Origin of the sequence: Arthrobacter sunyaminii (assembly GCF_018866305.1) — a bacterium.
GTDB classification, from domain to species: domain Bacteria; phylum Actinomycetota; class Actinomycetes; order Actinomycetales; family Micrococcaceae; genus Arthrobacter_B; species Arthrobacter_B sunyaminii.
On record NZ_CP076456.1, the window covers coordinates 52493 to 75421 of the forward strand.

At 66.7% G+C, this 22929-nt stretch carries 20 protein-coding genes; 12 read left to right on the top strand and 8 right to left on the bottom strand.

Annotated features, from left to right (window positions below):
- Positions 1-43: 43 nt before the first annotated feature.
- From KG104_RS00270 to KG104_RS00280, 3 genes are all read left to right on the top strand, one after another.
- Complete coding sequence (locus KG104_RS00270) at positions 44-2515, top strand: phosphoketolase family protein (RefSeq protein WP_207348128.1); 2472 nt, start codon at positions 44-46, stop codon at positions 2513-2515.
- A 41-nt stretch (positions 2516-2556) separates the two neighbouring features.
- Positions 2557-3024: an SRPBCC family protein gene (locus KG104_RS00275; RefSeq protein WP_104053518.1), complete on the top strand. Its 468-nt coding sequence runs from the start codon at positions 2557-2559 to the stop codon at positions 3022-3024.
- 76 nt (positions 3025-3100) lie between these two features.
- Positions 3101-3541, top strand: coding sequence for a GNAT family N-acetyltransferase (locus KG104_RS00280; RefSeq protein ID WP_104159981.1), 441 nt, complete (start codon positions 3101-3103; stop codon positions 3539-3541).
- A 12-nt stretch (positions 3542-3553) separates the two neighbouring features.
- Here KG104_RS00280 and KG104_RS00285 read toward each other — a convergent pair whose 3' ends face one another.
- A complete protein-coding gene (locus tag KG104_RS00285; protein ID WP_104159980.1) occupies positions 3554-4570 on the bottom strand; it encodes a zinc-dependent alcohol dehydrogenase in 1017 nt (338 codons plus the stop codon).
- A 47-nt stretch (positions 4571-4617) separates the two neighbouring features.
- The gene (locus tag KG104_RS00290; protein WP_104053521.1) at positions 4618-5616 is read right to left on the bottom strand and encodes an SDR family NAD(P)-dependent oxidoreductase; all 999 of its coding nucleotides are present in this window, start codon (positions 5614-5616) and stop codon (positions 4618-4620) included.
- A 168-nt stretch (positions 5617-5784) separates the two neighbouring features.
- Here KG104_RS00290 and KG104_RS00295 point away from each other — a divergent pair, with 168 nt between their 5' ends.
- Positions 5785-6744, top strand: a complete 960-nt coding sequence (locus KG104_RS00295; protein WP_104053522.1) for a LacI family DNA-binding transcriptional regulator — start codon at positions 5785-5787, stop codon at positions 6742-6744.
- A gap of 40 nt (positions 6745-6784) precedes the next feature.
- Here KG104_RS00295 and KG104_RS00300 read toward each other — a convergent pair whose 3' ends face one another.
- Both KG104_RS00300 and KG104_RS00305 read right to left on the bottom strand, forming a co-directional pair.
- The gene (locus KG104_RS00300; protein WP_207348127.1) at positions 6785-7837 is read right to left on the bottom strand and encodes a DNA glycosylase AlkZ-like family protein; all 1053 of its coding nucleotides are present in this window, start codon (positions 7835-7837) and stop codon (positions 6785-6787) included.
- 177 nt (positions 7838-8014) lie between these two features.
- Positions 8015-9124: a GTP pyrophosphokinase gene (locus tag KG104_RS00305; protein WP_104159978.1), complete on the bottom strand. Its 1110-nt coding sequence runs from the start codon at positions 9122-9124 to the stop codon at positions 8015-8017.
- A 99-nt stretch (positions 9125-9223) separates the two neighbouring features.
- Here KG104_RS00305 and KG104_RS00310 point away from each other — a divergent pair, with 99 nt between their 5' ends.
- From KG104_RS00310 to KG104_RS00325, 4 genes are all read left to right on the top strand, one after another.
- Positions 9224-10000, top strand: a complete 777-nt coding sequence (locus KG104_RS00310) for an alpha/beta hydrolase family protein (protein ID WP_237687195.1) — start codon at positions 9224-9226, stop codon at positions 9998-10000.
- Between the two features lie 35 nt (positions 10001-10035).
- Positions 10036-10956: a carbohydrate kinase family protein gene (locus KG104_RS00315; RefSeq protein ID WP_207348126.1), complete on the top strand. Its 921-nt coding sequence runs from the start codon at positions 10036-10038 to the stop codon at positions 10954-10956.
- Positions 10957-10979: 23 nt separating this feature from the next.
- The gene (locus KG104_RS00320) at positions 10980-11516 is read left to right on the top strand and encodes a YbhB/YbcL family Raf kinase inhibitor-like protein (protein ID WP_104102541.1); all 537 of its coding nucleotides are present in this window, start codon (positions 10980-10982) and stop codon (positions 11514-11516) included.
- Positions 11517-11610: 94 nt separating this feature from the next.
- The gene (locus KG104_RS00325; RefSeq protein ID WP_207348125.1) at positions 11611-12414 is read left to right on the top strand and encodes an HAD family hydrolase; all 804 of its coding nucleotides are present in this window, start codon (positions 11611-11613) and stop codon (positions 12412-12414) included.
- Positions 12415-12453: 39 nt separating this feature from the next.
- On the opposite strand, the gene KG104_RS00330 is transcribed toward KG104_RS00325, so the two are convergent.
- The 3 genes from KG104_RS00330 to KG104_RS00340 are packed head-to-tail and all read right to left on the bottom strand — an operon-like array spanning position 12454 to position 17107.
- Entirely contained in the window at positions 12454-13257 is an 804-nt protein-coding gene (locus KG104_RS00330; protein WP_207348124.1) for a phosphatase PAP2 family protein, read from the bottom strand.
- A complete protein-coding gene (locus tag KG104_RS00335) occupies positions 13254-14555 on the bottom strand; it encodes an alpha/beta hydrolase (protein ID WP_207348123.1) in 1302 nt (433 codons plus the stop codon). Before KG104_RS00335 ends, KG104_RS00330 begins: the two co-directional genes overlap by 4 nt.
- Positions 14552-17107 carry a bifunctional lysylphosphatidylglycerol flippase/synthetase MprF gene (locus tag KG104_RS00340; RefSeq protein WP_207348122.1) on the bottom strand — a complete coding sequence of 852 codons (2556 nt, stop codon included), beginning with the start codon at positions 17105-17107 and terminating at the stop codon, positions 14552-14554. Before KG104_RS00340 ends, KG104_RS00335 begins: the two co-directional genes overlap by 4 nt.
- A gap of 139 nt (positions 17108-17246) precedes the next feature.
- Between KG104_RS00340 and KG104_RS00345 the strand changes: the two genes are divergently transcribed.
- Together KG104_RS00345 and KG104_RS00350 are read left to right on the top strand one after the other, a co-directional pair.
- A complete protein-coding gene (locus tag KG104_RS00345) occupies positions 17247-18047 on the top strand; it encodes a glycerophosphodiester phosphodiesterase family protein (protein ID WP_207348121.1) in 801 nt (266 codons plus the stop codon).
- A 4-nt stretch (positions 18048-18051) separates the two neighbouring features.
- Entirely contained in the window at positions 18052-19161 is a 1110-nt protein-coding gene (locus tag KG104_RS00350) for a glycerate kinase (RefSeq protein WP_207348120.1), read from the top strand.
- Positions 19162-19173: 12 nt separating this feature from the next.
- Here KG104_RS00350 and KG104_RS00355 read toward each other — a convergent pair whose 3' ends face one another.
- Positions 19174-20487: a uracil-xanthine permease family protein gene (locus tag KG104_RS00355; protein ID WP_104159971.1), complete on the bottom strand. Its 1314-nt coding sequence runs from the start codon at positions 20485-20487 to the stop codon at positions 19174-19176.
- A gap of 147 nt (positions 20488-20634) precedes the next feature.
- Between KG104_RS00355 and KG104_RS00360 the strand changes: the two genes are divergently transcribed.
- Both KG104_RS00360 and KG104_RS00365 read left to right on the top strand, forming a co-directional pair.
- Entirely contained in the window at positions 20635-21492 is an 858-nt protein-coding gene (locus tag KG104_RS00360) for an SDR family NAD(P)-dependent oxidoreductase (RefSeq protein ID WP_207348119.1), read from the top strand.
- The gene (locus tag KG104_RS00365) at positions 21489-22901 is read left to right on the top strand and encodes an aldehyde dehydrogenase family protein (protein ID WP_207348118.1); all 1413 of its coding nucleotides are present in this window, start codon (positions 21489-21491) and stop codon (positions 22899-22901) included. Before KG104_RS00360 ends, KG104_RS00365 begins: the two co-directional genes overlap by 4 nt.
- Positions 22902-22929: the final 28 nt, after the last annotated feature.

Below are 22929 nucleotides of genomic sequence, written 5' to 3' on the forward strand. Positions count from 1 at the left end.
GTCTGTCCCGACATTCAGCCGTTCCCAACCCCAGGAGGCCTGCATGACTGCCGCACCCGTTGCACCGGACCAGCCGCTCAGCGACACCCTCAAGGATGTGGACACCTGGTGGCGCGCCGCTAACTACCTCTCCGCCGGGCAGATCTATCTGCGGAACAATCCGCTGCTGCGCCGCCCGCTGGAAAAGGAGGACGTCAAAGCCCGGCTGCTGGGACACTGGGGCACCACTCCCGGGCTGAACTTCTTTTACGCGCACCTTAACCGGGTGATCCGCGACCAGCACCGTGAGGTCCTCTTCATCACCGGACCCGGGCACGGCGGGCCTGCCAACGTCGCCAACGCCTGGCTCGAGGGCACCTACTCGGAGATCTACAGCCACGTGGGACAGGACGAGGCCGGGCTGCAGACGCTCTTTCGACAGTTCTCCTACCCCGGCGGTGTTCCCAGCCATGCGGCTCCTGAAACCCCCGGGTCCATCCACGAGGGAGGCGAGCTGGGCTATTCGCTGGCACACGCCTACGGCGCGGTGTTCGACAACCCGAACCTGATCGCCGCCACGGTGATCGGCGACGGCGAGGCCGAAACCGGGCCGCTGGCCGCCAGCTGGCATTCCAACAGCTTCCTGGACCCGGCCGTGGACGGCGCCGTACTGCCGATCCTGCATTTGAACGGCTACAAAATCGCGAACCCCACCATCCTCTCGCGCATGCCCGAGGAGCAGCTGGTGAAGCTGATGGAAGGCTACGGCTACCACCCCTACCTGGTCACCGTGGAGGATCCCTCGGCCACGGCGCAGGCGCACGTCGATTTTGCCGCAGCACTGGAAGCCTGCCTGGCCGAAATTGACGAGATCCAGGCACCCTACCGCAGCGGCGAGCGGGTGGCAGTGCCTGCCGACGCCCCGGATACCGATGACTCCCGAGATGTGCGGAACGAACACGCCCCGCGCTGGCCCATGATCATCTTCCGTTCGCCCAAGGGCTGGACCGGACCCGCCGTGGTGGACGGTCTGCAGGTGGAGGGCACCTGGCGGGCGCACCAGGTGCCGCTGTCCGGCATCCACGACAACCCGGAACATCTGGCGCAGCTTGAGGAGTGGATGCGTTCCTACCGTCCGGAAGAACTGTTCGACGACGCCGGCCGGCTGCGGCCCGAAATCGCAGCCCTGGCCCCGGAAGGCAACGTGCGGATGAGTGCCACCCCGTACGCCAACGGCGGGAGGCTGCTGCAGGACCTCAAGCTGCCGGCGTACGCGGACCATGCCGTGGACGTGGAAAACCCCGGAACCAAGCGGATCTCGCCGATGATTACCGCCGGCGGATACCTGCGCGACGTGATCTCGCTGAATCCGTCCAACTTCCGTATTTTCGGCCCGGATGAGACCGCGTCCAACCGGCTGCAGGCCGTCTATGAGGTCACGGACAAGGCATGGCAGCAGCGCATCGACGAGATTGACGAGCACCTGGCCCGCAGCGGCCGGGTGGCCGAAGTTCTCTCCGAGCACCTGTGCGAAGGCTGGCTGGAGGGATACTTGCTCACCGGCCGGCACGGCGTCTTCAACTGCTACGAAGCCTTTGTCCACATTGTCGATTCCATGTTCAACCAGCACGCCAAATGGTTGAAAGTCAGCCGCAGCCTGTCCTGGCGCCAGCCCATTGCCTCGTTGAACTACCTGCTCTCCAGCCACGTTTGGCAGCAGGACCACAACGGCTTCTCGCATCAGGATCCCGGCTTCATCGACCACGTGGTGAACAAGAAGGCCGAAGTCATCCGGGTGTACCTGCCGCCGGACGTGAACACCATGCTCGCCGTGACCGAGCACATCCTTGGCACCCGGGACCGGGTGAATGTGGTGGTGTCCGGCAAGCAGCCCACGCCCGCCTGGCTGAATCCGGTGGACGCCCAGCTGCATGTGGAGCGCGGTGTGGGCATCTGGGACTTCGCCGGCAGCGAAACCGCAGGACCCGGCACCAAAACCGATCCCGACGTCGTGCTGGCCTGCGCCGGCGACGTACCCACCCTGGAAACCGTGGCCGCGGCCGGCCTGCTGAAGAAGCAGCTGCCGGACCTGAAAATCAGGGTGGTAAACGTGGTGGACCTGATGCGGCTGCAGGACCCCGGAGAGCACCCGCACGGGCTCTCTGACAGGGATTTTGACACCCTGTTCACCAAGGACCGGCCCGTCATTTTCGCCTACCACGGCTATCCCTGGCTGATCCACCGGCTCACGTACCGGCGCACCAATCACGGCAATCTGCACGTTCGCGGCTACAAGGAGGAGGGCACCACCACCACACCCTTCGACATGGCCATGCTCAACCAGATTGACCGGTTCCAGTTAGCCATCGACGTGCTGGACCGGGTAGCGTCGCTGGGATCAACGCAGGCCGGTTTCCGGCAGTGGCTCCAGGACGAACGGATCCGCTGCCGGCAATATACCCGGGACGAGGGGCAGGATCCGCCGTACATTACGGGCTGGGAACTGCAGGAAGCCTCGGAACAAACCGCGGACTGAGCCTGCGGGTACGTACGATCCATCTATTGAAGGAGAGTTCATTGACCACTGATCATAAGAGCATCACTGTTTCGCGAGTTATTGATGCCCCAGCCAACGACATCTTCAACCTCCTGTCCAACCCGGCGCGCCACCACGAGCTGGACGGTTCCGGCATGGTGGTTTCAGACGAGAAAACCGACCGCATCACCAAGTCTGGGCAGGTTTTCACCATGAACATGAACAATTCCAAAATGGGTGATTACCAGACGGACAACCACGTCACCGGGTATGACCACAACAAGCTCCTGGCCTGGCAGACGGCTGTGGCCGGCACCGAGCCCATGGGCTGGCAGTGGGTCTGGGAACTCGAGCCGCACGGTTCGGACTCCACCGAGGTCACGCTGACCTATGACTGGTCCCACGTCACCGACAAGGAGACGCTGAAGAAGGTGTCCTTCCCGATGGTGTCCAAGGACGAGCTCGAAGACTCCCTGAACATGCTGGCCGCCGGAGTTTCCGGAGCCTAAGGCACAACACCGCATAACGACGGCGGCCGCACCTTCCCCGTGAAGGTGCGGCCGCCGTCGTTGTAGGGTGGGGCGCATGATCCGCGAAGGAACACCGCAGGACATCCCCGAACTGGCGCGGCTGCGGACGGTGTGGACCGCCGAAGCCGGACTGGATGTCCCCGTGGACCCGGACTTTGCCAGTGCCTTCGGGGACTGGCTGGCCACGAACCCGCGAACATTCTTCGTCGCCGAAAGTCCGGCCGGCTCCCTGATCGGGATGCTGAACCTGATGGTGTTCGAGCGGATGCCGAAGCCGGGAAAGCCGCTGTCCGGGTGGGTCTACCTTGCCAACGTCTTCGTGCTGCCGGCGCACCGGAACGCCGGGGTGGGCGGGGCGCTGGTGGCTGCGGCCGTCGACTATTCGCGCCGGATCGGGGCGGCGCGGATCGTCACCTCGCCGTCACCGGCGTCGAAGTCCTTCTATGCCCGGCAGGGCTTCGAGCCGGCGGACGAGCTGGCCGTTTACCGTTTCTGACGGCGCCCGGACTCAGTCGAACCTCACCACCACCTTGTCTGCCGCCCCCGGGGTCTTCGCCAGTTCCAGGGCTTCAAGGGAACGGTCGAAGGGAAGAACGTCGCTGATGATCAGCTTGTACTTCTCCCAGTTCTCGATGATGTCGTCGGTAACCTCGAAGATCTCCGTGGGGTAGCCCATCGCGAAGACGATGGTGAGCTCGGTGGTGAGGATGGAACCAAAATCCAGCTCCACGGGCTTCTTGTGCACCGCCACGACGCCCAGGACCGCACCGGACTTCGCCACATTGCCGACCGTCTGGGGGATCACGGGTGCCCCGGCGGCGTCGAGGAAGATGTCGGTTCCGGATCGGGTGCCGCGGACCAGCATGGTGGCCCCGTCACCGTGCAGTTCAACCAGGCGGGCCGCCACGTCCTCTTCGGCGGAGTTGATGACGGCGTCCGCGCCGATCTCCAGTGCCTTCTCCAGACGGGAAGGAATGATGTCCACGACCACAATGTGCGAGGCGCCCCGGCGGCGGTAGCCGAGGACGGCGCCGAGCCCGATGGGGCCGGCGCCGAATACCACAACCTTGTCGCCGGGCTTCGGATCGGTGCGGTTTACCGCGTGATAGGCCACTGCCATCGGCTCGTTCAGGGCAGCCACTTCCCACGGAATGTCGCTGGGAATGACCCGCAGCTGGCGTCCCGGCTCGGCATCCTTCACCAGGACATATTCCGACAACCCGCCCTGCGCACCGCCGCTGCCCAGCAGCCCGTCGGTAAACGCCATGGTGTCGATGACCACGTGGTCGCCGACGGCGAACCCGGTCACGTCGGCGCCGACCTCCGCTACTTCGGCGGCCGGCTCATGCCCCAGCGGGGTGGCTCCCTGCCGGGGCGGAATGCCGCCGACGTGGCTGTACATCGCGTCGGAGCCGCAGATCCCGCAGGCCTTCATCTTCAACAGGACATCGCGGGGACCGGTGACGGGCCGCTCGACCTCCACCCACTCGTTGGTGTTCGGACCGGTGACGTGGACAGACTTCATGGTTTCTCCTTCGTTCTCGACGGCAGGTGCGGGATTACCGGCTGGGGTTAAACCGCGGACCAGCCGCCGTCGGAGGGCAGGATGGCGCCGTTGATATTCACGCCGTCATCGCTGAGCAGGAACGTGATGGACGCTGCCAGCTCCTCAGCCGATGCCAGGCCCGGAATGTTGATGCGGGCGGGGCCGAGGCGGGCTTCGCCGTACTCGCTGGTCTTGCCGCCCATCGGGATGCCGGTGGCCACGCCGCCCGGAGCCACTGCGTTTACGCGGATGCCTTCCTTGGCGTACATGAACGCGGTGCTGCGGGTAATGCCCACAACCGCGTGCTTGGAGGCCGTGTAGGCCACACCCGATGCCGAGCCGCGCAGGCCGGCCTCGGAGGTGATGTTCACGATCGAGCCCTTGTGCGCTTCGAGCATGGTCGGCAGCACGGCGCGGGTCAGGCGCATCAGGCCCTCCACGTTGACGGCGAAGATCTTCTGCCACATGGCATCGGAGACCTCGTGCAGCGGCGAGAAATCGTCATTGATGCCGGCCACGTTGGCCAGGCCGTCAATCTTGGTGCCGGCAGCGGCCATGATGCTGTCGATGGCGGCGGGGTCGGTCAGGTCTCCGGCAACCGGAACAATGGCGTCGCCCAGCTCGGCGGCGAGCTCCTTGATCTTCACCTCGGCAATGTCGACGGCGATGACGCGGCCGCCTTCACGGACAATCCGTCCGGCGGTGGCGCGGCCAATGCCGGAACCGGCGCCGGTGACGATGACGGTGCGGCCCTCGAAACGTCCTTCGACGGTCGGCAGGACGGTCTCGGCGGTTTCGGGCATGACGCCGCCGTTGGCTGCCTTGACGAGTTCATCCACGGCTGCCTGCGGGAACTTGCCCCCGCTCAGGTCGACAAGCTGCTGCAGCTTCAGGGTCAGTGCCGGGCCCAGCGTTGACTCATCGCTGCCGGCCTGCGCGAGCATGCCGCGGATGGCGGGTCCGCCTGCCGGGTGGTCGAGCCACTGCTGGACGGTGTTCTGGGCGGTGATGGGCGAGTTAGCCATGGACCGGTCCTTTCGTTGCCGAGGCGGCCGGACTGTAACGGCCGCGGTTGCAGGCGGTCAACGCGGGGGTATCCCGTGCTGCTTACACGTGTAAGTTGCCTGTAATGTCAGAGTACCGGAGAAACCCGGCGGATATAAGGCAGACATTTTCGGCGGAAAGGACGGCTCGTGGAGCGCAGGGCTAACTCCTCTGACGTGGCCCGGGAAGCAGGCGTTTCCCGGGCCACGGTCAGCTACGTGCTCAACGGCCGCAGCGGGCAAAGCATCTCCGCCGCCACCCGGGACAAGGTACTGGCGGCCGCCCGGAATCTGGGGTACATCCCGTCCGCCGCTGCCCGCACGCTGCGCAGCGGCCGCAGCACCTTGGTCCTGATGCTGCTGCCGCCCGAACCGCTGGGCCGGGCCCAGGCCATGGTGATCGACGCGGCCTCGGAGTACCTGGAGCAGCACGGGCTGCGGCTGGTGGCCCACCGGCTGCCCCGGAGCGGAGGTGCGGTGTCCCTGGTGCATTCCCTGGTTCCTGCGGCACTGATCCTCATCACCCCGCTGGAGGACGCGGAGCTGGCTGCCCTGCAGGCCACCGGGATCAGGGTGGCCTCGCTGCACTCGACACTGCATGATCCGCTCGGGCCGGACCTGGGCATCGGCGCACTGCAGGTCCAGTACCTGGCCGACGCCGGGCACCGCCGGATCGGCGTGGCCGTACCGGAGGGTGCCGGCTACGGCTGGCGCGTGCAGGTGCGCCTGGCCGCCATCGAGCATGCCTGTGATGTCCTTGGCCTGCCGCGTCCCGCCGTCGCGCACCTTCACCTGGATGCAGCCGATGCCGCTGCCGCCGTAGCCCGCTGGCTCGAAGGCCCGGAGGCGGTAAGCGCAGTGTGCGCGTTCGACGACGATCACGCGTTTGCGCTGCTGTCCGGATTAGCGGTCCACGGGTGGACGGCGCCGCGGGACCTGGCGGTCATTGGTGCCGAGGACATTCCGCTGGCGTCCCTCGCCGTGCCGCCGCTGACGACCGTCCGGCTTGATGCCGCACGGTTGGGAAAGCGGTTTGCACAGATGGCGCTGGGAGAAACGGCCGCTGAAGAACTGCCGCCCGTCAGCCTGGTTCAGCGGGACTCCGCCTAACTGCGCCGATCGGCGTTGACCGACCGGGCAGTGTGCAGGATTAACCGTGCGGCCAGGCGGCGACCGCCTGGTCAATTGCCCGCCGCGCCGCCGCCGGAATCCGCTCCACCAGGTCCACCACCGGTTCCGTCCCGGACCTGGCCGTGGAGCGAGGCAACCGCCAGGTGCCAACGGTGACCCCGTCCACCACCACCGCCGGGCGGAAAATTCCGTTGCGGCCCGGTACCAGCGCTTCGAACACTGCCGGGCTGGCTGTCAGGGAACGGTCCGTGTAGCCCAGGATCCACTCATCAAACCCGGGCAGCAGCACAGCTCCCGTGACCGTTGGGAGGTCCGGGTCCCCGATGATCCACGCAGGCGTGCCGTCCACTTCCACCGTGGTGAGGTCCTCCACTGCGGCGGCTGCACGCCGCAGGACAGTCCGGGGAAGCTTGGCCCACCAGGCCAGGTCCGCCTCGGTCACCGGTCCCCGGGCGAGGACAAACCCGCGGACCACTGTGGCCAGCGCTGCCTCCGGATCCGCTGGCGAGTGGTCCGGGGAAAGGGTGAGGAGTTGTTCGGGGCGGTCCGGATGGAACTGTCCCCAGTGCACGTGGCCGGCCACGGCCAGATGCATCAGCAGGTGATACCCGGGGCCGCCGGCTGTGGGGATGCCGGCCGCGTCCCACAGGGACAGGACTTCTGCCCGGCGCAGCGGACGGATTTGGAGGGCTTCAAGCAGCACATCCCGGGCGCGGCCAACCGTGCGCTCATCCAGCCCGAGTTCCTCCCGGCGCCGCACGGTAGCCCGGTGAATGCGCTCCGCGGTGAAGAACAGCAGCGTGCCCAGATGCTCCGGCGTCGTGGCGAACAGCGTGCCCCGCATTGGCCAGCTGCGGACGAGTGCGCCGTCGTTGAACGCGGCCCGCACATCGGCCACAGTGGTTCCCGGCTCTGAGCGCAGAGCCACAGCGCGCAGGACGGCGGGCAGATCCTGGCCCTGCAGCGCGACCGCCCGCTGCACGACGCCGGCAGGCAAAAGGTCCGAGCCGGTCAGCAGCTGGGACCGCACCCGCATCCGCCGGGCATCCCCGCCGCTGAGTTGGAATCCCATCCGCTCACCGTAGGCGGCACAGGGGCAAGCGGCAAGAAGGAGTGCCGCCCCAGGCCCCGCGTCAGGAAACCCTCCGTTTTGGGATTTCCCCGCCGGTTTGGGCTTATGCTGCCGGTCCGCGCCGGTAGCCGAATCCCAAACCGGTAGCCGAATCCCAAAACGGCCGCGGAACCGGCCTCAGGCGTTCTCTTCCCGGGCCCGGAAAAGCTGCATCTGCCGGTATCGTCGGCCCAGCGACTCGCGCCGCGGCTTAACCGCAGCGTCCTCGGGCTCCGCGGTCAGGTCAATGTGCTTCTTGCCGAAGCGCCAGAGCAGCAGGTCATCGAGCAGCCGGTCCGGTCCGGGGGAGTACCGGTGGTCCAGGGCCTTGCGGACCTTGGTGATGATGTCCGCCTGCAGCAGTCCGGCCAGGTCCATGGTGGTCTTCATGCCGTGGGCGGCCAGCAGTTCGGCGGCCCAGCCCCAGTCATCGCCGGCCTTGCGGTTCACATGCGGCAGCAGCGTCATCCAGACGTCACGGATCCGGTTGGGAGTCAGCGGCGCGCTGCCCTGTCCGTCCTCGTCCCAGAAACCGGTGACTGTCTCATAGCGCTCATGCAGTTCGGCAAACGCGGTTTCCACGGTTTCCAGCATGGCCGCCGTGGCAGTGAACTGGCGGTCGAAGTACGGGCTCCAGGCCCGCGGATCGCCGGCTTTGAACCGGATGTCATGCTCAATTTCGGACCAGGCGTGAGCCAGCACGGTGCGGATCTGCACTTCAAACTGGTAGCTGCCGTTGGGCCGCTGGTCCGGGTCCAGGAGCTTGTGGAATTCCCGGACGGTGTCATTCTGGATGGTCCGCAGGACCAGGTGCCGGCTGGAATAGCCGTAGGTGCCGGATTCGATGGATCCAATGTCCTTTTCCCGGTCCCCGCGGCAGTCGAACTCGGCACGCTGGCGCTTGATCAGGTTGGCGGCCTCATCGACCTCGTGCGGCAGGGTGACGATCACCCGCAGTCCCACCAAATCGATCAGGTTGCGCAGCGGATCGGGGAACAACAGTGTCGGCAGCTCGGCCGGATCCTCGGACGGCAGGGTCCGGGCAGCCTTGTCCCGGAAGGACTCCACCGTTTTGGTTCGTGAGGCCACGAACAGCGGACGGACGGGACTGTCCGTGAAGATGGCCCGCAGGCTCTCCTCCATTTCACGGGTGAGCTTTTCCAAAGCCGGACGGACCCGTGCGTATTCATCGGTGCTCGCCTGGACCACCGGACGCAGCCGGTCATCGAGGCTGTCCCACGCGCCCATAGAAAAAACCCCGTTCCTTCACCTTGGTTGTGTTGCCGGCCGTCCGGCGTGCCGGACGCTAGGCTCAACTACCAGATTAGGCCAGATGAAGGGGTGGTTATGATGCCGTCAAACCCGCGGCGCCTTGCCTACGGTGAACATCCGGACCAGTACGCCGAACTCTCGCTGCCCGACGGCGGCGCCGCCGCACCCTTCGGAAACGCCCCCGCTGTGGTGGTCATTATCCACGGAGGATACTGGCGCTCCCGGTACACGGCTGAACTGGGCCGGCCGGCCGCGCGGGATCTCGCCGCCCGGGGTTATGCCTGCTGGAACCTGGAGTACCGGCGGGCCGGAAACGGCGGCGGCTGGCCCGAAACCTTCGAGGACATCAGCGCCGGCATCGATGCGCTCGCGCCGGTGGCCGTGGACTACGGCCTGGACCTGTCACGGGTTACTGTGCTGGGACATTCCGCCGGCGGACACCTGGCGGTGTGGGCCGCCGGCCGCACCGGAGCCGCGGTTCCCGTCACCGCCGTCGTCAGCCAGGCCGGGGTTCTGAACCTGGCCGAGGCGATGGAGCTGAACCTCAGTGACGGCGCGGTGCTCAATTTCCTGGGGTCCTCGCCGGAGGCAGATCCGCACCGCTACCGCAGTTCGGATCCACTGCAGCGGCTCCCGCTGTCCGTTCCCGTGATTGCCCTGCACGGCGACGCTGACCGGCATGTGCCGCTGAGCCAGTCCGCCGGATTTGTGCAGGCGGCCGTGCAGTCCGGCTCGCCTGCCCAACTGCGGATGGTCCCGGGAGACCATTTTGACCTGATCACGCCCGGCACTGATGCCTGGGACGCCGTCGTCGAAGCCGTGGCCGCAGTGTCCGAAGCGCGGCTAACTTAAGGAAACCTGGCGGGTGCTCTGTTAGGTTGTGAAGCGTGCTTACAGTCATCGGCGAAGCCCTCGTGGACGAGGTTCTCAGCGACACCGCTCCCAAACGGTTCCATCCCGGCGGGAGTCCGCTCAACGTGGCCGTGGGCGTTGCCAGGCTCGGCCGGCCGGTGCAGTTTGTCGGCCGCTACGGTACCGATGCCTACGGGCAGCTGATCCATGAACATCTGCGGGGCAACTCCGTCCTGACCCCGCTGCCGCCGGATGACCTGCCCACCAGCGTCGCCACCGCTCTGCTGGATCCGGCCGGCGGGGCCCGCTACACGTTTGACCTCAAGTGGCAGCTCCCGTCCCTGGCCGAGTCGCTGCCCCGGCTGCTGGACGGCACCACCATGCTGCACACCGGCTCCATTGCGGCCATGCTGCAGCCCGGCGCAGACGCGGTGCTGCGGGCAGTGGAACGCGCCCGCCCCTCGGCAACCATCACCTATGATCCCAACTGCCGGCCCTCGATCATCACGGATGTGGCCTACGCCCGGGAACAGGCGGAGAGATTCGTCGCCCTGGCCGACGTCGTGAAGGCCTCGGACGAGGACCTTGCCTGGCTGTACCCGGACGAAGACCCCCGGGACGCCGCCCGGCGATGGCTGGCCATGGGGCCCGCGCTCGTCGCCGTCACCGGCGGATCCAAGGGCGCCTGGGCCGTAACCGCCGCCGGGGAAGCCGAGGCCTCCGTTCCGCCGGTCACCGTAGTGGACACCGTGGGTGCCGGGGACTCCTTCATGTCCGCCCTGCTGGTGTCGCTCATGGACCGGGAGCTCGACGGCGGTGCCCGCCGTCCCGAGCTGGCCCGCATCAGCGCCGGGGACCTGAATACCGTGCTGGGCTTCGCCGTCCGCGCCGCAGCCGTCACCGTTTCTCGGGCGGGCGCTAACCCGCCGTTCCGCGAAGACCTTCCCAACCCCTGACGACTCACGCCAAGGAGAACACGATGCAAAGCTATGACCCGTATGAGGCGCTTCCCTCCGTGCCGGCCTTTGCCGTCACCAGCGAGGACGTCGCCAATATGGAGCCGTTTGCCCCCGCACAGTACAGCGGGAAAATGGGGATCCCCGGAGGGAAGGACGCCTCCCCGCAGCTGACCTGGTCCGGAGCTCCGGCAGGCACCAAGAGTTTCGCGGTCACGATGTACGATCCCGATGCACCCACCGCCAGCGGTTTCTGGCACTGGGCGGCCTTCAACATTCCGGTGTCCACCACATCACTGCCCGGCGATGCCGCCAACACGGACAACATGCCGCAGGGCACCGTGCAGCTGCGGAACGACGCCGGGTTTGCCGGTTTTGTGGGAGCGGCACCGCCCCCCGGCCACGGACCGCACCGCTATTTTGTGGTGGTTCACGCGGTGGACGTCGAAACCCTGGATGTTCCGGCCGATGCAACCCCGGCCTTCCTGGGATTCAACCTGTTCAGTCACACCCTGGCCCGCGGCCGCCTGGTGGGCCTGGCGGAAGTATCCGCCGACTGACCCGGGTGCCTGTGGCCGCATCCGGCCGCCCGGGCCCGATAGGCTGGATTTCTGCGCAGCTGCGCAGAAATCCAGCGAGTGAACGGGGTGCGCGGTGCGTCTGGTAGCAAGCGACCTGGACGGGACCATTGTGGGTCCGGACAACAGGATCAGCGACAGGACCGTACGCGCGTTCCGGGACTGCGCGGACGCCGGCGTCGAGATCGTTTTTGTCACGGGCCGTCCGCCCCGCTGGCTGACCCCCCTCACCGATGCCTTGGGGCACGCCGGCACCGTCATCTGTTCCAACGGCGCCGTCACCTACGATCTGGGGACGGCCCGCGTGCTCAAGGCGCGGGCCTTGGCCCTGCCGGATCTCTTCTCAGCTGCCGCCATCATCCGGAAGCTCTATCCGGCGGTCCGTTTTGCCGCTGAAACTGTGGACGGCTTCCACCTGGCTCCCGGGTTCCTCGACTCCGGATCCGAGGAACTGCCGGGAGCAAAAGCACCGGCTCCGCTGGAATCCAGTCTCACCGAGGCGGACACGGTGGTGAAGTTCCTGGCGCGCGTGGACGGCGCGTCACCGGATGAGTTTCTGCAGCGGGTCCGCCCCGCGGTGTCGCATCTGGTGTCCGCGACGCACTCCGCACCCACCGTCCCGCTGCTGGAGATGTCGCTGCACGGCCTGAACAAGTCGGTGACGCTGGCCGACTACGCCGCATCCCGTGACATTGCGCCGGCGGATGTGGTGGCCTTCGGGGACATGCCCAATGACGTGCAGATGCTGCAGTGGGCCGGGTGCGGCTACGCCATGGCGTCCGGCCACGCCGAGGCTCTGGCGGCAGCCGACAAAGTGGCGCCGGCGTTCGCAGACGACGGCGTGGCCCAGGTCTTGGAATCGCTCCTGCGCCGGCTGTGACGCGGGCTTGGGGCGGCAGCCGCCGCTGAGCGGCGACCTTTAGGGGCCGGCGTCAACGCCCAGAGCTGCCGCCCGGCGCGAGTGCAGCACCCGGTGGACAGTGATCACCACCGCCAGCCAGGCCAGTCCCAGCGTCCAGGCCACCAGGACATCGGTAAACCAGTGGTGACCCAGATATACACGGCTCAGGCCCACGGCCAAAGCAAAAACAGCGGCGGCCGCCACCGTAAGCAGCTTGGCCCATCGCGACTCAAGCCGCAGGATGATCAGGTAGGCCACCAAGCCGGCGATCACCACCGAATTCAGTGAATGCCCGCTGGGGAACGACGCCGAGTGTTCGTAGGGCGGAACGGCGTCCGCCAGCGGAGGCCGGATCCGGCCGATGAGGTCCTTCCCTGCCACCGTCATCAGCAGCGACCCTGCGGCTGCGGACACCATAAGCAGCACCGGAGTCCAGGACCGCCAGCGCCAGGCCAGTATCAGCATGGCTGCCCCTGCCAGGATGGGCATGCCCACGGTGCCGGCCAGGTTGGTGAACCCGGTCACGGCTGAGTTCATCCAGGGGGACCGCACCGCCAGCGCCGCATCCAGTGCCGGCTGGTCCAACAGAGCCACGCCGTCGGACTCCACCACCGATTCATAGACTTCAGCAGAACCCAGCGTCAGCAGCACGGCCGGAATCAGCCCCAGTGCCAGGGTGATCAGCAGGGCCGCGTGCGGGGATGTCCACTGCGCGAGGCGGTGCAGAAACGAAGCCAACCCGGCAGCAGGTCCGGATCCGGGCTGCTGCCGGCGGCGGTCATGAGGGTCCGGGGGAGGGCGTCCAGCTGAGTCATCCGTCATGAAACCAGTATGCCCAACCGGCGGCAGAGCCAATCCAAGTTGTTCGCCAGCCCGGCCTTCCAGACCTGCCAGGAGTGTCCGCCGGGCAGCACCTGGAGGGCCACATCCATGCCCGCGGCTTTTGCCGCCTCATAGACCTGACGACCCTCGGGCGTGTACACGGAGTCATCGGCGCCCACAGCCACGATGCCGGCGGAATCCGGAAACGGTTGCGCCGCCAGCCGGTCCAGGGCGTTCTGGGCCGTGAACCGGGACTCGTTCCCGCCGAAATAGGTGCTGATCAGGAAATCCCGGCCCTGCACAACGGTGGGCTCTGCCTCTCCGGCGATGTCGATGAACGTGGGATAGGCGTCAGGATAGTTGGCGGCCAGCTGCATGGCACAGGTTCCGCCGTAGGAATACCCTGCCACCGCCCACTGGCTGCCTCCGCTGAGTCCTGCTGCCAGATTCTGCCGTACCCAGGCAGGGACATCCACGGCCAGATAGGTCGCCGAGGAGCTGATGTCCGAATCAAGGCAGAGGGGCCAGTTGGTGTTGTCCGCGTTGGACGCGTCGGGCATGACCACCACGGGAGCCAGCCCCTGGTGTTTTGCGGCAAAGGTGTCCATCATGTCCAGCAGCTGTCCGCCCACGAGCCAGTCATTGGGGGAGCCGGGCTGGCCGTGGATGAGGACGAGGACGGGAAGGTTGACCGCCGGCTGCTGGGCCAGATAGGCGGGAGGGAGATAGATCAGTGCGGAGTTGGAGGCATAACCGGAGGTGGTGCCGGGAATGTCCGCCGCGTAAATCCTGCCCTCCGCCGGCATATCCGGCGGAGCGGTCCAGTTCGCGTCGGTGGTGGCGGGCAGCCCGGCGGCCGACGCAGGGTCCCGGGTGGGAAGCGCTTCATCCACCGGACGGGGCGGACTGATCAGGGATTCCAGTGTTGGATACTGGGCGTAGGCGGCATTGACGGTGACCGCTACGGCTGTCAGCGCCAGCGACGCCGCAGTCACTGCCAGGAACCGGTCCCACGCCGCGTCCACCCGTCGAATCCGCAGCACGGCAAGGATGACAGCTAGTATTCCGAGTCCGGCATATACGTAGAGCATCCGGGGAAAGGCCGCGTTCCACCAGTGGAAGACTGATTCGGCCATCAGGAAGAGGATGAAGGTGATAACGGCTGCAGCCATGGCCGCCAGCGGCACCACCACGAGCAGATGGCGGGGTCTGCCGGCCGCCAGCCCCACCAGCGACAATCCTCCCAGGACGAGCAGCACCGCAGGGAGAACGCCGGTCAGCAAAGAGACAGAGTTCACCGAACGCCGTCCACAATCCGGCGCATCAGGGTGAAGCTCTGGCTCAGCGAGACCTCCGGCAGGTAGGCCCGGGCCACTGCATTCCCGATGGCGGGCAGGGACGCCGGGTCAAGGTAGGTCATGTAGAGAGGCACGTACTGGGGCTGGAACTTTGCCTTAAAGGCCAGGAGGGAACGGAAACCGTACACCGGCTCCAGAGTGGCCCCGAGTAAATCCAGGACGTGGTCCAGGATCGGCGCCTCACTCTCGCCGGCTCGGCGGGAGCGGGCCAGCGGCGCACCGCTGAGACTGAGGGTTTCGTATCCTTCGTCCTGCAGCAAAACCGCGGCCGAGGCTATGAGGAAGTCCATGGCCGGACGGAACCCGGAGCTGCGCCTGCGCATGAAGTCCAGCGTCCAGCCCACAACAGCGCCGTCCCGGTAGATCGGCAGCCACGAGGTGACACCGTGCACTGTGCCGTCCCGGTCCACCGCCAACAGGCAGCGCACCTCCGGGTCATCCACCTCGTCAAGGCCGCCCAGGGTGAAGCCCATTTCCGGCATTTTCTTATCCGCCACCCATTCCTCGGAGATGGCATGAAGCTGATCGATGACCGCCAGCGGGGCGGTGGAGTAGTTGATCCACCGTGCTTCGATCCCGGCTTTGCGGGCATGGTTCATGGCGGTGCGGACGTCCTGGAACTTCTTCCCCTTGAATTCCAGTTTTCCCAGCGGGAGTACTGTTTCCTCGGCCACCTGCAGGCGGGAAAAACCCAGTCCCGCGGTGATCTTCTCCGTTTCCGATGTCACCGAATATAGGCATGCCGCCAACCCGTTTGCGGTGCAGTAAGCGGCAAACCCCTCGACGGTCTCCCGCAGGTCCTCGGGCGGTCCCACCGGCTCACCCACGGTGAGGGCAACGCCCATCCCCGGGCGGAACGCCACGTAGGAATCTCCTGACGGTGCAAACCAGTACGTGTTCCCGGGCCACAGGGTCATCCAGGACATGGTGCTCCCGCCGTGTTTCATCAGCAGTTCACGCGCCCGGACTTCGTCTCCGGCCTCGGGTGCGTGCGCGGGCTTCAGCCAGGACCCCAGCAGCATCACGCAGACAAAAACCCAGAAAAGAACTCCCACCCCCTCATATAGAAGGTCGGTGAACAGCGTCACGGGCAGCACCCCCGGCACTGCGGAAGTCAGTTCCAGGACCGGAAGGAAGCGCTTGGGCAGGTCCGCTATCAGCAGTGATGCCGAAGCACGGGGCGTGAAACCGTCCCGGTCCAGGAGGCCGCCGGCAACGTAGGCAATGCTGAGGACAACTGCCGCCCCGGCAACCCGGACCGCGAACCTGCGGTAGGTTCCCGCCGGCGCCGAAACGGTGAAGAGGCGGTGCGTCGCGGCCAGCAGCACCAGCACCGCCAGCGGAACAAGCAATGGCAGCCCCAGCGCCAGGGCATTCTGTGCCGTTCCCAGTTCATAACGGTTTCCGGCAGTGTCGCCTCCAAGGAAGCGGATCACGCGCAGGCCTGCCAGAACCGTCATCACGCCCTGCAGGATCAACGCGCCCGCCCACGCGAACCGGCGCCCCCGGCGCAGTCCGTCGGAGAACACGGCCAGGAGTATCTGCGGCAGAACGGCCAGGAAGAAACCCGCGGGCCCGGCGCGCAGCTGCAGCTTGGCGGAATTGCAGTCCACGGCCTGCCCCGGATCACCGCAGAGCTGGGCGAGGGTTTGCGGGTCCGTAATCTCCACATTGGTGAACAGATAACGCAGGACTGCCAGCGGACCCACAGCCTGTGAGCTGAGGGCCGAAATCACCGGGCCCACAGCCGAGGCAAAGACCACCAGACCCACCAGGACGCGTGCTTCCCTGCGGGTGGAGGCCAGCCGCCCGGGCCAGCGCGGCAGCCGGCCAAAGAGCAGGGGACCGCCGACGGCGCCCACGGTTGCCGCTGCCAGAACGGTGACGCTGTGAAACGACCCGCCGTACAGGGCCAGGAGCGCCAACAGGGTAAGGAGACCCACGCGCAGCCGGCGCCGCCACAGGGTGGAAAGCCGTGCGCTCAGTGCCGTGAGGGTGCCGCAGGCCAGGGCCACCGGCCCCACGAAGGATTCTGATTCCAGCGCCTGTGACCACTCCCCGGGTATGGCGTTTGCGGTGTGGGCGAAACCAATGGCAAGCAGCGCGCCGAGGACCTGGGATGTCACTGCTGCAAGGGCGAACCGCACCGATCCCATCAGCCGCTCGGAGGGGAGTCCGGCGCCCAGGATCAGCACGGTTGCCGCGAAGTAACCCGGCAGCCCGGACGCCCAGAAGCCGGAAAGCAGCAGAGCGGGCCAATGGTCCGGCAGGGAATCCGCTGACAAAACCACCCAGTCTGCCAGCGCGCCCCCCGGGCCGGAGGGCAGGCTTCCCGTTGCTGCACCCGCAATCCAGTAAAAGGCGAGAAAGGCCAGCGTTACCGGTGCCCGCCGTACGCCGCCGCGAAACCACTCCGCCTGCCAGAGCAGCGTCCTGCTGACGCCGGACCGGCCGAATCCTGCAGCAGGGCCAGCGGATGAAGTAGTTGCCAAGCCAGGTACCTCCGCACCGCACGGATGTTCCGGGAACCGCGCTACAGCGGCCCATCGGGTGGTGACAGTCTAGGGCGGACGCAGCCCCAAATGGCATGCCTTTCCGGGCTGCGGAGGATTTCCCGGATAAAGTACGCGGGTGAGCTACCCCTACTTCAACGCCTCCGGCCCGCTGGGCTTCGCCCACCGCGGCTTTTCCCGGGAAGGCCTGGAAAACTCCATGCCGGCGTTCCGTGCCGCCGCCGCCCTGGGGTTCGGTTACCTGGAAACGGATGTGCGCACCACGCGCGACGGTGTACTCCTGGCCTTTCACGACGCCACGCTGGACCGGGTTGCCGGTGCCGGAGGTCCGGTGGGAAACCTCAGCTACCGGCAAATCCAGGCAGCCCGAATCGGCGGACGCGCGTCCATTCCCACCTTCGAACAGCTGCTGACGGAACTGCCGGGGGTTCGCTTGAACGTGGACATCAAGGACGCCGCGGGATCGGCTGAACTGGCCCGCCTGCTGGACAAGCACGGAGCCCATGAGCGCGTGCTCGTCACCTCCTTCTCCGACCGGCGGCGGCTGGCGGCGCTGCGGATCCTGCGCCGCTCGGGCCGCCGGGCAGCGAGTTCAGCGGGCAGCGTTTTCACTGCCCTGACGGTGCTTCTGGCACCCCTTGGCCTGGCGGGACCGCTGGCCCGGGCGGGCCGCTACCAGTGCCTGCAGGTGCCGGAACGCCAGGGTCCGGTCAAGGTGGTGACGCCGGCGTTCCTGCGCCGCTGTCACCGCGCCGGCCTGCAGGTGCACGTGTGGACCGTGAATGAGCCCGCCGACATGGAGCGGCTGCTGGATGAAGGCGTGGACGGCCTGGTCTCGGACCGCGCCGATCTGCTCGCCGAGATCCTGACGAAGCGTGCAGTCTGGCCGCAGCAGGATCCGGAGGGGATGGCAGGATAGGGGCATGCGCGTTCTCATAGCCCCGGACAAGTTCAAAGGTTCCCTTTCCGCAGTGGAGGCGGCCGCCGCCATGGCCGAAGGGGTGCTCGCTGTGTATCCGGAGGCGGACGTGATGCTCGTTCCGGTGGCCGACGGCGGCGAGGGCACCCTGGAAGCGGCGCTGGCCGCGGGTGCGCAGGAACGCATGGCCACTGTCCGCGGGCCGCTGGGGGGAAACGTCACCGCCCTGTGGGCGCTGACCGGCAGCACGGCCGTGATTGAAACCGCACGGGCCTCGGGCCTGATGCTGGTGGAACCCTCCGTGCAGTCGTCCCTGGCCGCGTCGAGTTACGGCAGCGGGGAACTCATCCGCGAAGCGCTGGACGCCGGAGCGTCGGAGATTGTCCTCGGCATCGGCGGATCGGCCATGACCGACGGCGGTTCCGGTGCCCTTACCGCTCTCGGGCTGCGGATCCTTGATGCTGCCGGTAACCCGGTGCCGCCCGGCGGAGCAGGCCTGTCCCTCGCCGCCGCCATCGACGCCTCCGGCCTGGATCGCCGGCTGGCCGGAGTGCGGATCCGCATCGCCGCCGACGTCACCAATCCGCTCACCGGCAGCGAGGGTGCGGCACACGTGTTTGCCGGGCAGAAGGGAGCGGATGCCACCGCGCGGCTTCTCTTGGACGAGGCACTGGTCCGGTGGGGCGCACTGCTGCTGGAAACCACCGGCGTCGACGTCGATACTGCCGGCGCGGGCGCGGCCGGCGGCTTCCCATCGGGGTTCCTGGCGTTCACCAATGCCACGCTGGAAAGCGGCTTCGACGTCATTGCCCTGCTCACGGGCCTGGATGCCGCGCTCGCGAAGGCCGATCTGGTGCTGACGGGCGAGGGATCCCTGGACGAGCAGTCCCGTTACGGCAAGGCGCCGCTGTCAGTGGCCGAGCGCGCACGGGATGCCGGCATCCCGGTAGTGGCCCTGGCTGGCCGCATCACCCTGCCCCCGCACATCTTGGCCGAATACGGCGTGGTGGCGGCCGTCAGCCTGCTGGACCTGGTGCAGGATCCGGCCGACGCGATGACCCACGCTCAGCGCTGGCTGACCCGGGCCACCGTTCAGGCGCTGGAAGGGGCTTAAGCTAAGTCCCGCCTAGCCCAGGCGGCTCGGTTTGGAGCCCAGATCCTCGCCGGGTTCATCGGGATCGGTGCCGCGCCAGCGGGCAATCGACTGCATGCCGTGGAAGGCGATCAGGGTGGCGCCGGTGCCAAGGGCAATACCGCCGAACTCCACCCCGGCAACAACCCAGGTGAAGTTGGCAATGGCAACGATCAGCCCCAAACCGGCGGTGGACAGATTGATCGGGTTGGAGAAGTTCACCCGGTTGTCCACCCAGATCCGCACGCCCAGAATGCCGATCATGCCGTACAGGATGACGCCGGCGCCGCCCAGGACCCCTCCCGGGACGGTGGCAATCATGGCGCCGAATTTCGGAAACAGGCTCAGCAGGATGGCAACGATGCCCGCGACCCAGTAGGCGGCGGTGGAGTACACCCGGGACGCCGCCATGACGCCGATGTTCTCCGCGTACGTGGTGGTCGCCGAGCCGCCGCCGGAGCCGGCCAGGACCGTCGCGAGGCCGTCGGCCATCAGCGCCCGGCCGGCATAGGGATCCAGGTCCCGTCCGGTCATGGCCGCCACTGATTTCACATGGCCGATGTTCTCTGCGACCAGCACCAGCACCACGGGCACAAACAGGCCGATGAGCGAGAAATGGAAGGTGGGGGAATGGAATTCGGGCAGCCCGAACCAGGCAGCATCATTGATGGCCTGGAAATCCACTTCCCCCTGGATGATGGCGGCTATGTAACCGGCGACGACGCCGAACAGGATGGAGAGGCGGCCCAGGAAACCCCGGAACAGGACGGTCGCCAGCAAAATGGCCGCCACTGTGATGGTGGCGGTCAGCGGGCCCTTCTCGAAATTGTCCCGCGCGGAACCGGCGAGGTTCAGGCCAATGAGCGCCACGATGGTGCCGGTGACCACGGGCGGCATCAGGATCTGGATCCATTTGGTGCCGGCCCGCTGGACAGCCAGTCCCACCAGGAACAGGACGGCGCCGGCCATGATGATTCCGCCCAGCGCCCCGCCGGGCCCGTGCTGGCTGGTGGCCGCCGTGATCGGGGCTATGAACGCGAAGCTGGAACCCAAGTAGCTGGGCACCCGTCCGGCGGTGATGATCAAAAAGAGAATGGTGCCGATCCCCGAGAACAGCAGGGTGGTGGCCGGCGGAAAGCCGGTGAGCAGGGGCACCAGGAAGGTTGCCCCGAACATGGCCACCACATGCTGGGATCCGATTCCGATGGTCCGCGGCCAGCTCAACCGTTCATCCGGAGCAACGTACTCTCCGGGTTTGATGGTTTTGCCGTCTCCGTGAATCGTCCAGGCCGTACCGAATTTGCTCATTGAAGTGCCTTTCGAAGACCCGCGATTGGTTCGTGCAGAATAGTACCGGGCTATGACAGCTGGAGTGTTATGTTGCAAACCCCCTTATTTTACCGGAGGACAACCTGGCGGAGACTGCGGTTTCCGCCTGCGAACGGACGGAACAGCATGGGCATATCAGCAGCGGGCCGCACGGTCCTTGTAACCGGTGCGGCGATGGGCATGGGCAGGCTCTATGCGGAGCGGGCAGTGCACGACGGCGCTGCTCACGTAGTGCTGTGGGACCGCAACGCCGAGGCACTGGAGGCCACCGCGGCGGACTTGCGGGCCCTGGGCGGCAGCACCGTCCACCCTTATGCCCTGGATGTCAGTTCCGTGGCCGAAGTGACTGCCGCCGCCGAGAGTGTCCTGGCCGAAGCCGGAGTTCCCGACATCCTCATCAACAATGCCGGCATCGTCCGCGGAAAGTACTTCTGGGAGCATGACCATGAGGCCGATATTGATGCCGTCATGCAGGTGAACACGCTGGCTCCCATGCACATCACCCGGGCGTTCCTGCCGCAGATGATTGCCCGCCGCACCCCGGCGCGGATCCTGAACGTCGCTTCGGCGTCGGGCACCTTGTCCGTGCCGAAAATGAGTGTCTACACCGCCTCCAAATGGGCTGTCATCGGCTGGAGCGATTCGCTGCGGCTGGAACTGAATGAATCAGGCAATGGGCATGTTCAGGTCACCACCCTGATTCCGAGCTACATCAAAACCGGAATGTTTGCCGGCGCACGCGGCCCGCTGCTGACGCCGCTGATGGAACCGGAGTATGTGGTGGACCGTGCCTGGACGGCCCTGATGGAGGGCAAGGCCCGCATCCAGCTGCCCTGGACCGTGCCCCTGGGCAGCGCCCTGAGAGGACTGCTGCCGCAGCCGGTATGGGATGTGGTGGCAGGACGGGTGTTCAAGGTGTACAAGTCGATGGACCATTTCACCGGACGTCCTGCCGCCCCTGCGGCAGCGGAGGGCAAGCGATGAGTGCAACAGCCCAACACGAGATCACGGGAGGCACTTTCGGTGCGTCCATCCCCTCCGTGGTGGCAGGGGTGCGCCGCGCCTACGATTCCGGGATCACCCGCCCGCTGGACTGGCGCCGAAAGCAGCTGCAGGGCCTGATTCGGCTGCTGACCGAGCGGGAAGCCGAGCTCAGTGCGGCGCTGGCGCAGGATCTGGGTAAAAACCCGCTGGAAGGCTACCTGACCGAAATCTCCATCACCGTCTCGGAGACTGAATATGCCCTCAGGCATTTAGTTCAGTGGACCCGCAGCACCAAGGTTCCCGTGCCGCTGGGCCTGAAACCCGCCTCCGCGAAGACCGAACCCCAGCCGCTGGGCGTGGTGCTGATTATTGCGCCGTGGAACTACCCGGTGCAGCTGCTGCTGGCTCCGCTCATCGGAGCGCTCGCCGCGGGCAACGCCGCGGTGCTGAAGCCTTCCGAGCTGGCGCCGGCCACCTCCCGGGCCATGGCCGAACTGCTGCCCCTGTATCTGGACCCGGCCGCCGTCGTTGTGGTGGAGGGCGGGCAGGAAGCGAGCACGGCGCTGCTGGCCGAGCGGTTCGATTCCATCTTCTTTACCGGCGGGGAGCGGGTGGGCCGGGTGGTCCTGCAGGCCGCCGCCCAGTACCTGACTCCGGTCACGCTGGAGCTGGGCGGGAAGTCGCCGGCAGTGGTCCTGGACGGCAATTTCGCCGCCATCGCCCGCCGGCTGGTGTACGGCAAAATGCTGAATGCCGGCCAAACCTGCGTGGCGCCGGATTATGTGCTGGTCACCGAAGAGGCTGCACCGAAGCTGCGCAAGCATCTGGTGCGCGCCGTGGCCGAGTTGTTCGGCAAGGATCCGGCCAAAAGCCCGGACCTGGGCCGGATCATCAATGAGCAGCACTGGGACCGGCTGCACGGCCTGCTGGACAGCGGCACCATACTGTCCGGCGGCGGCGGGGACCGGAACTCGCTGTACCTGGAACCGACCATCCTGACCGACGTGTCACCGGATTCACCCGTGATGCAGGAGGAGATCTTCGGACCGATCCTGCCGCTGCTGACGGTGAAGGACCTGGACGAAGCCATCTCCTTCATCAATGACCGTCCCGTGCCGCTGGCGTCCTACCTCTACACGCAGTCCGCGGCAGCGCGGAGAACCTTTGAGGCCCGGGTTCGGGCCGGAAGCGTGAACCACAACGTAAGCACCGTGCAGCTGGCCGTTCCCGGACTGCCCTTCGGCGGTGCCGGAGCCAGCGGCACCGGTGCCTATCACGGCAAATACACGTTCGACACGTTCAGCCAGCTGCGCCCGGTATTTACCAAGGGCACGGCGCTGGACACCCTGAAGGTGGCCTATCCGCCGTACAACGGGCTCAAACGGCGGCTGCTGCGCCGCCTGCTCTGACAGCCCTGGGGAAAAACGGAAGGGGACT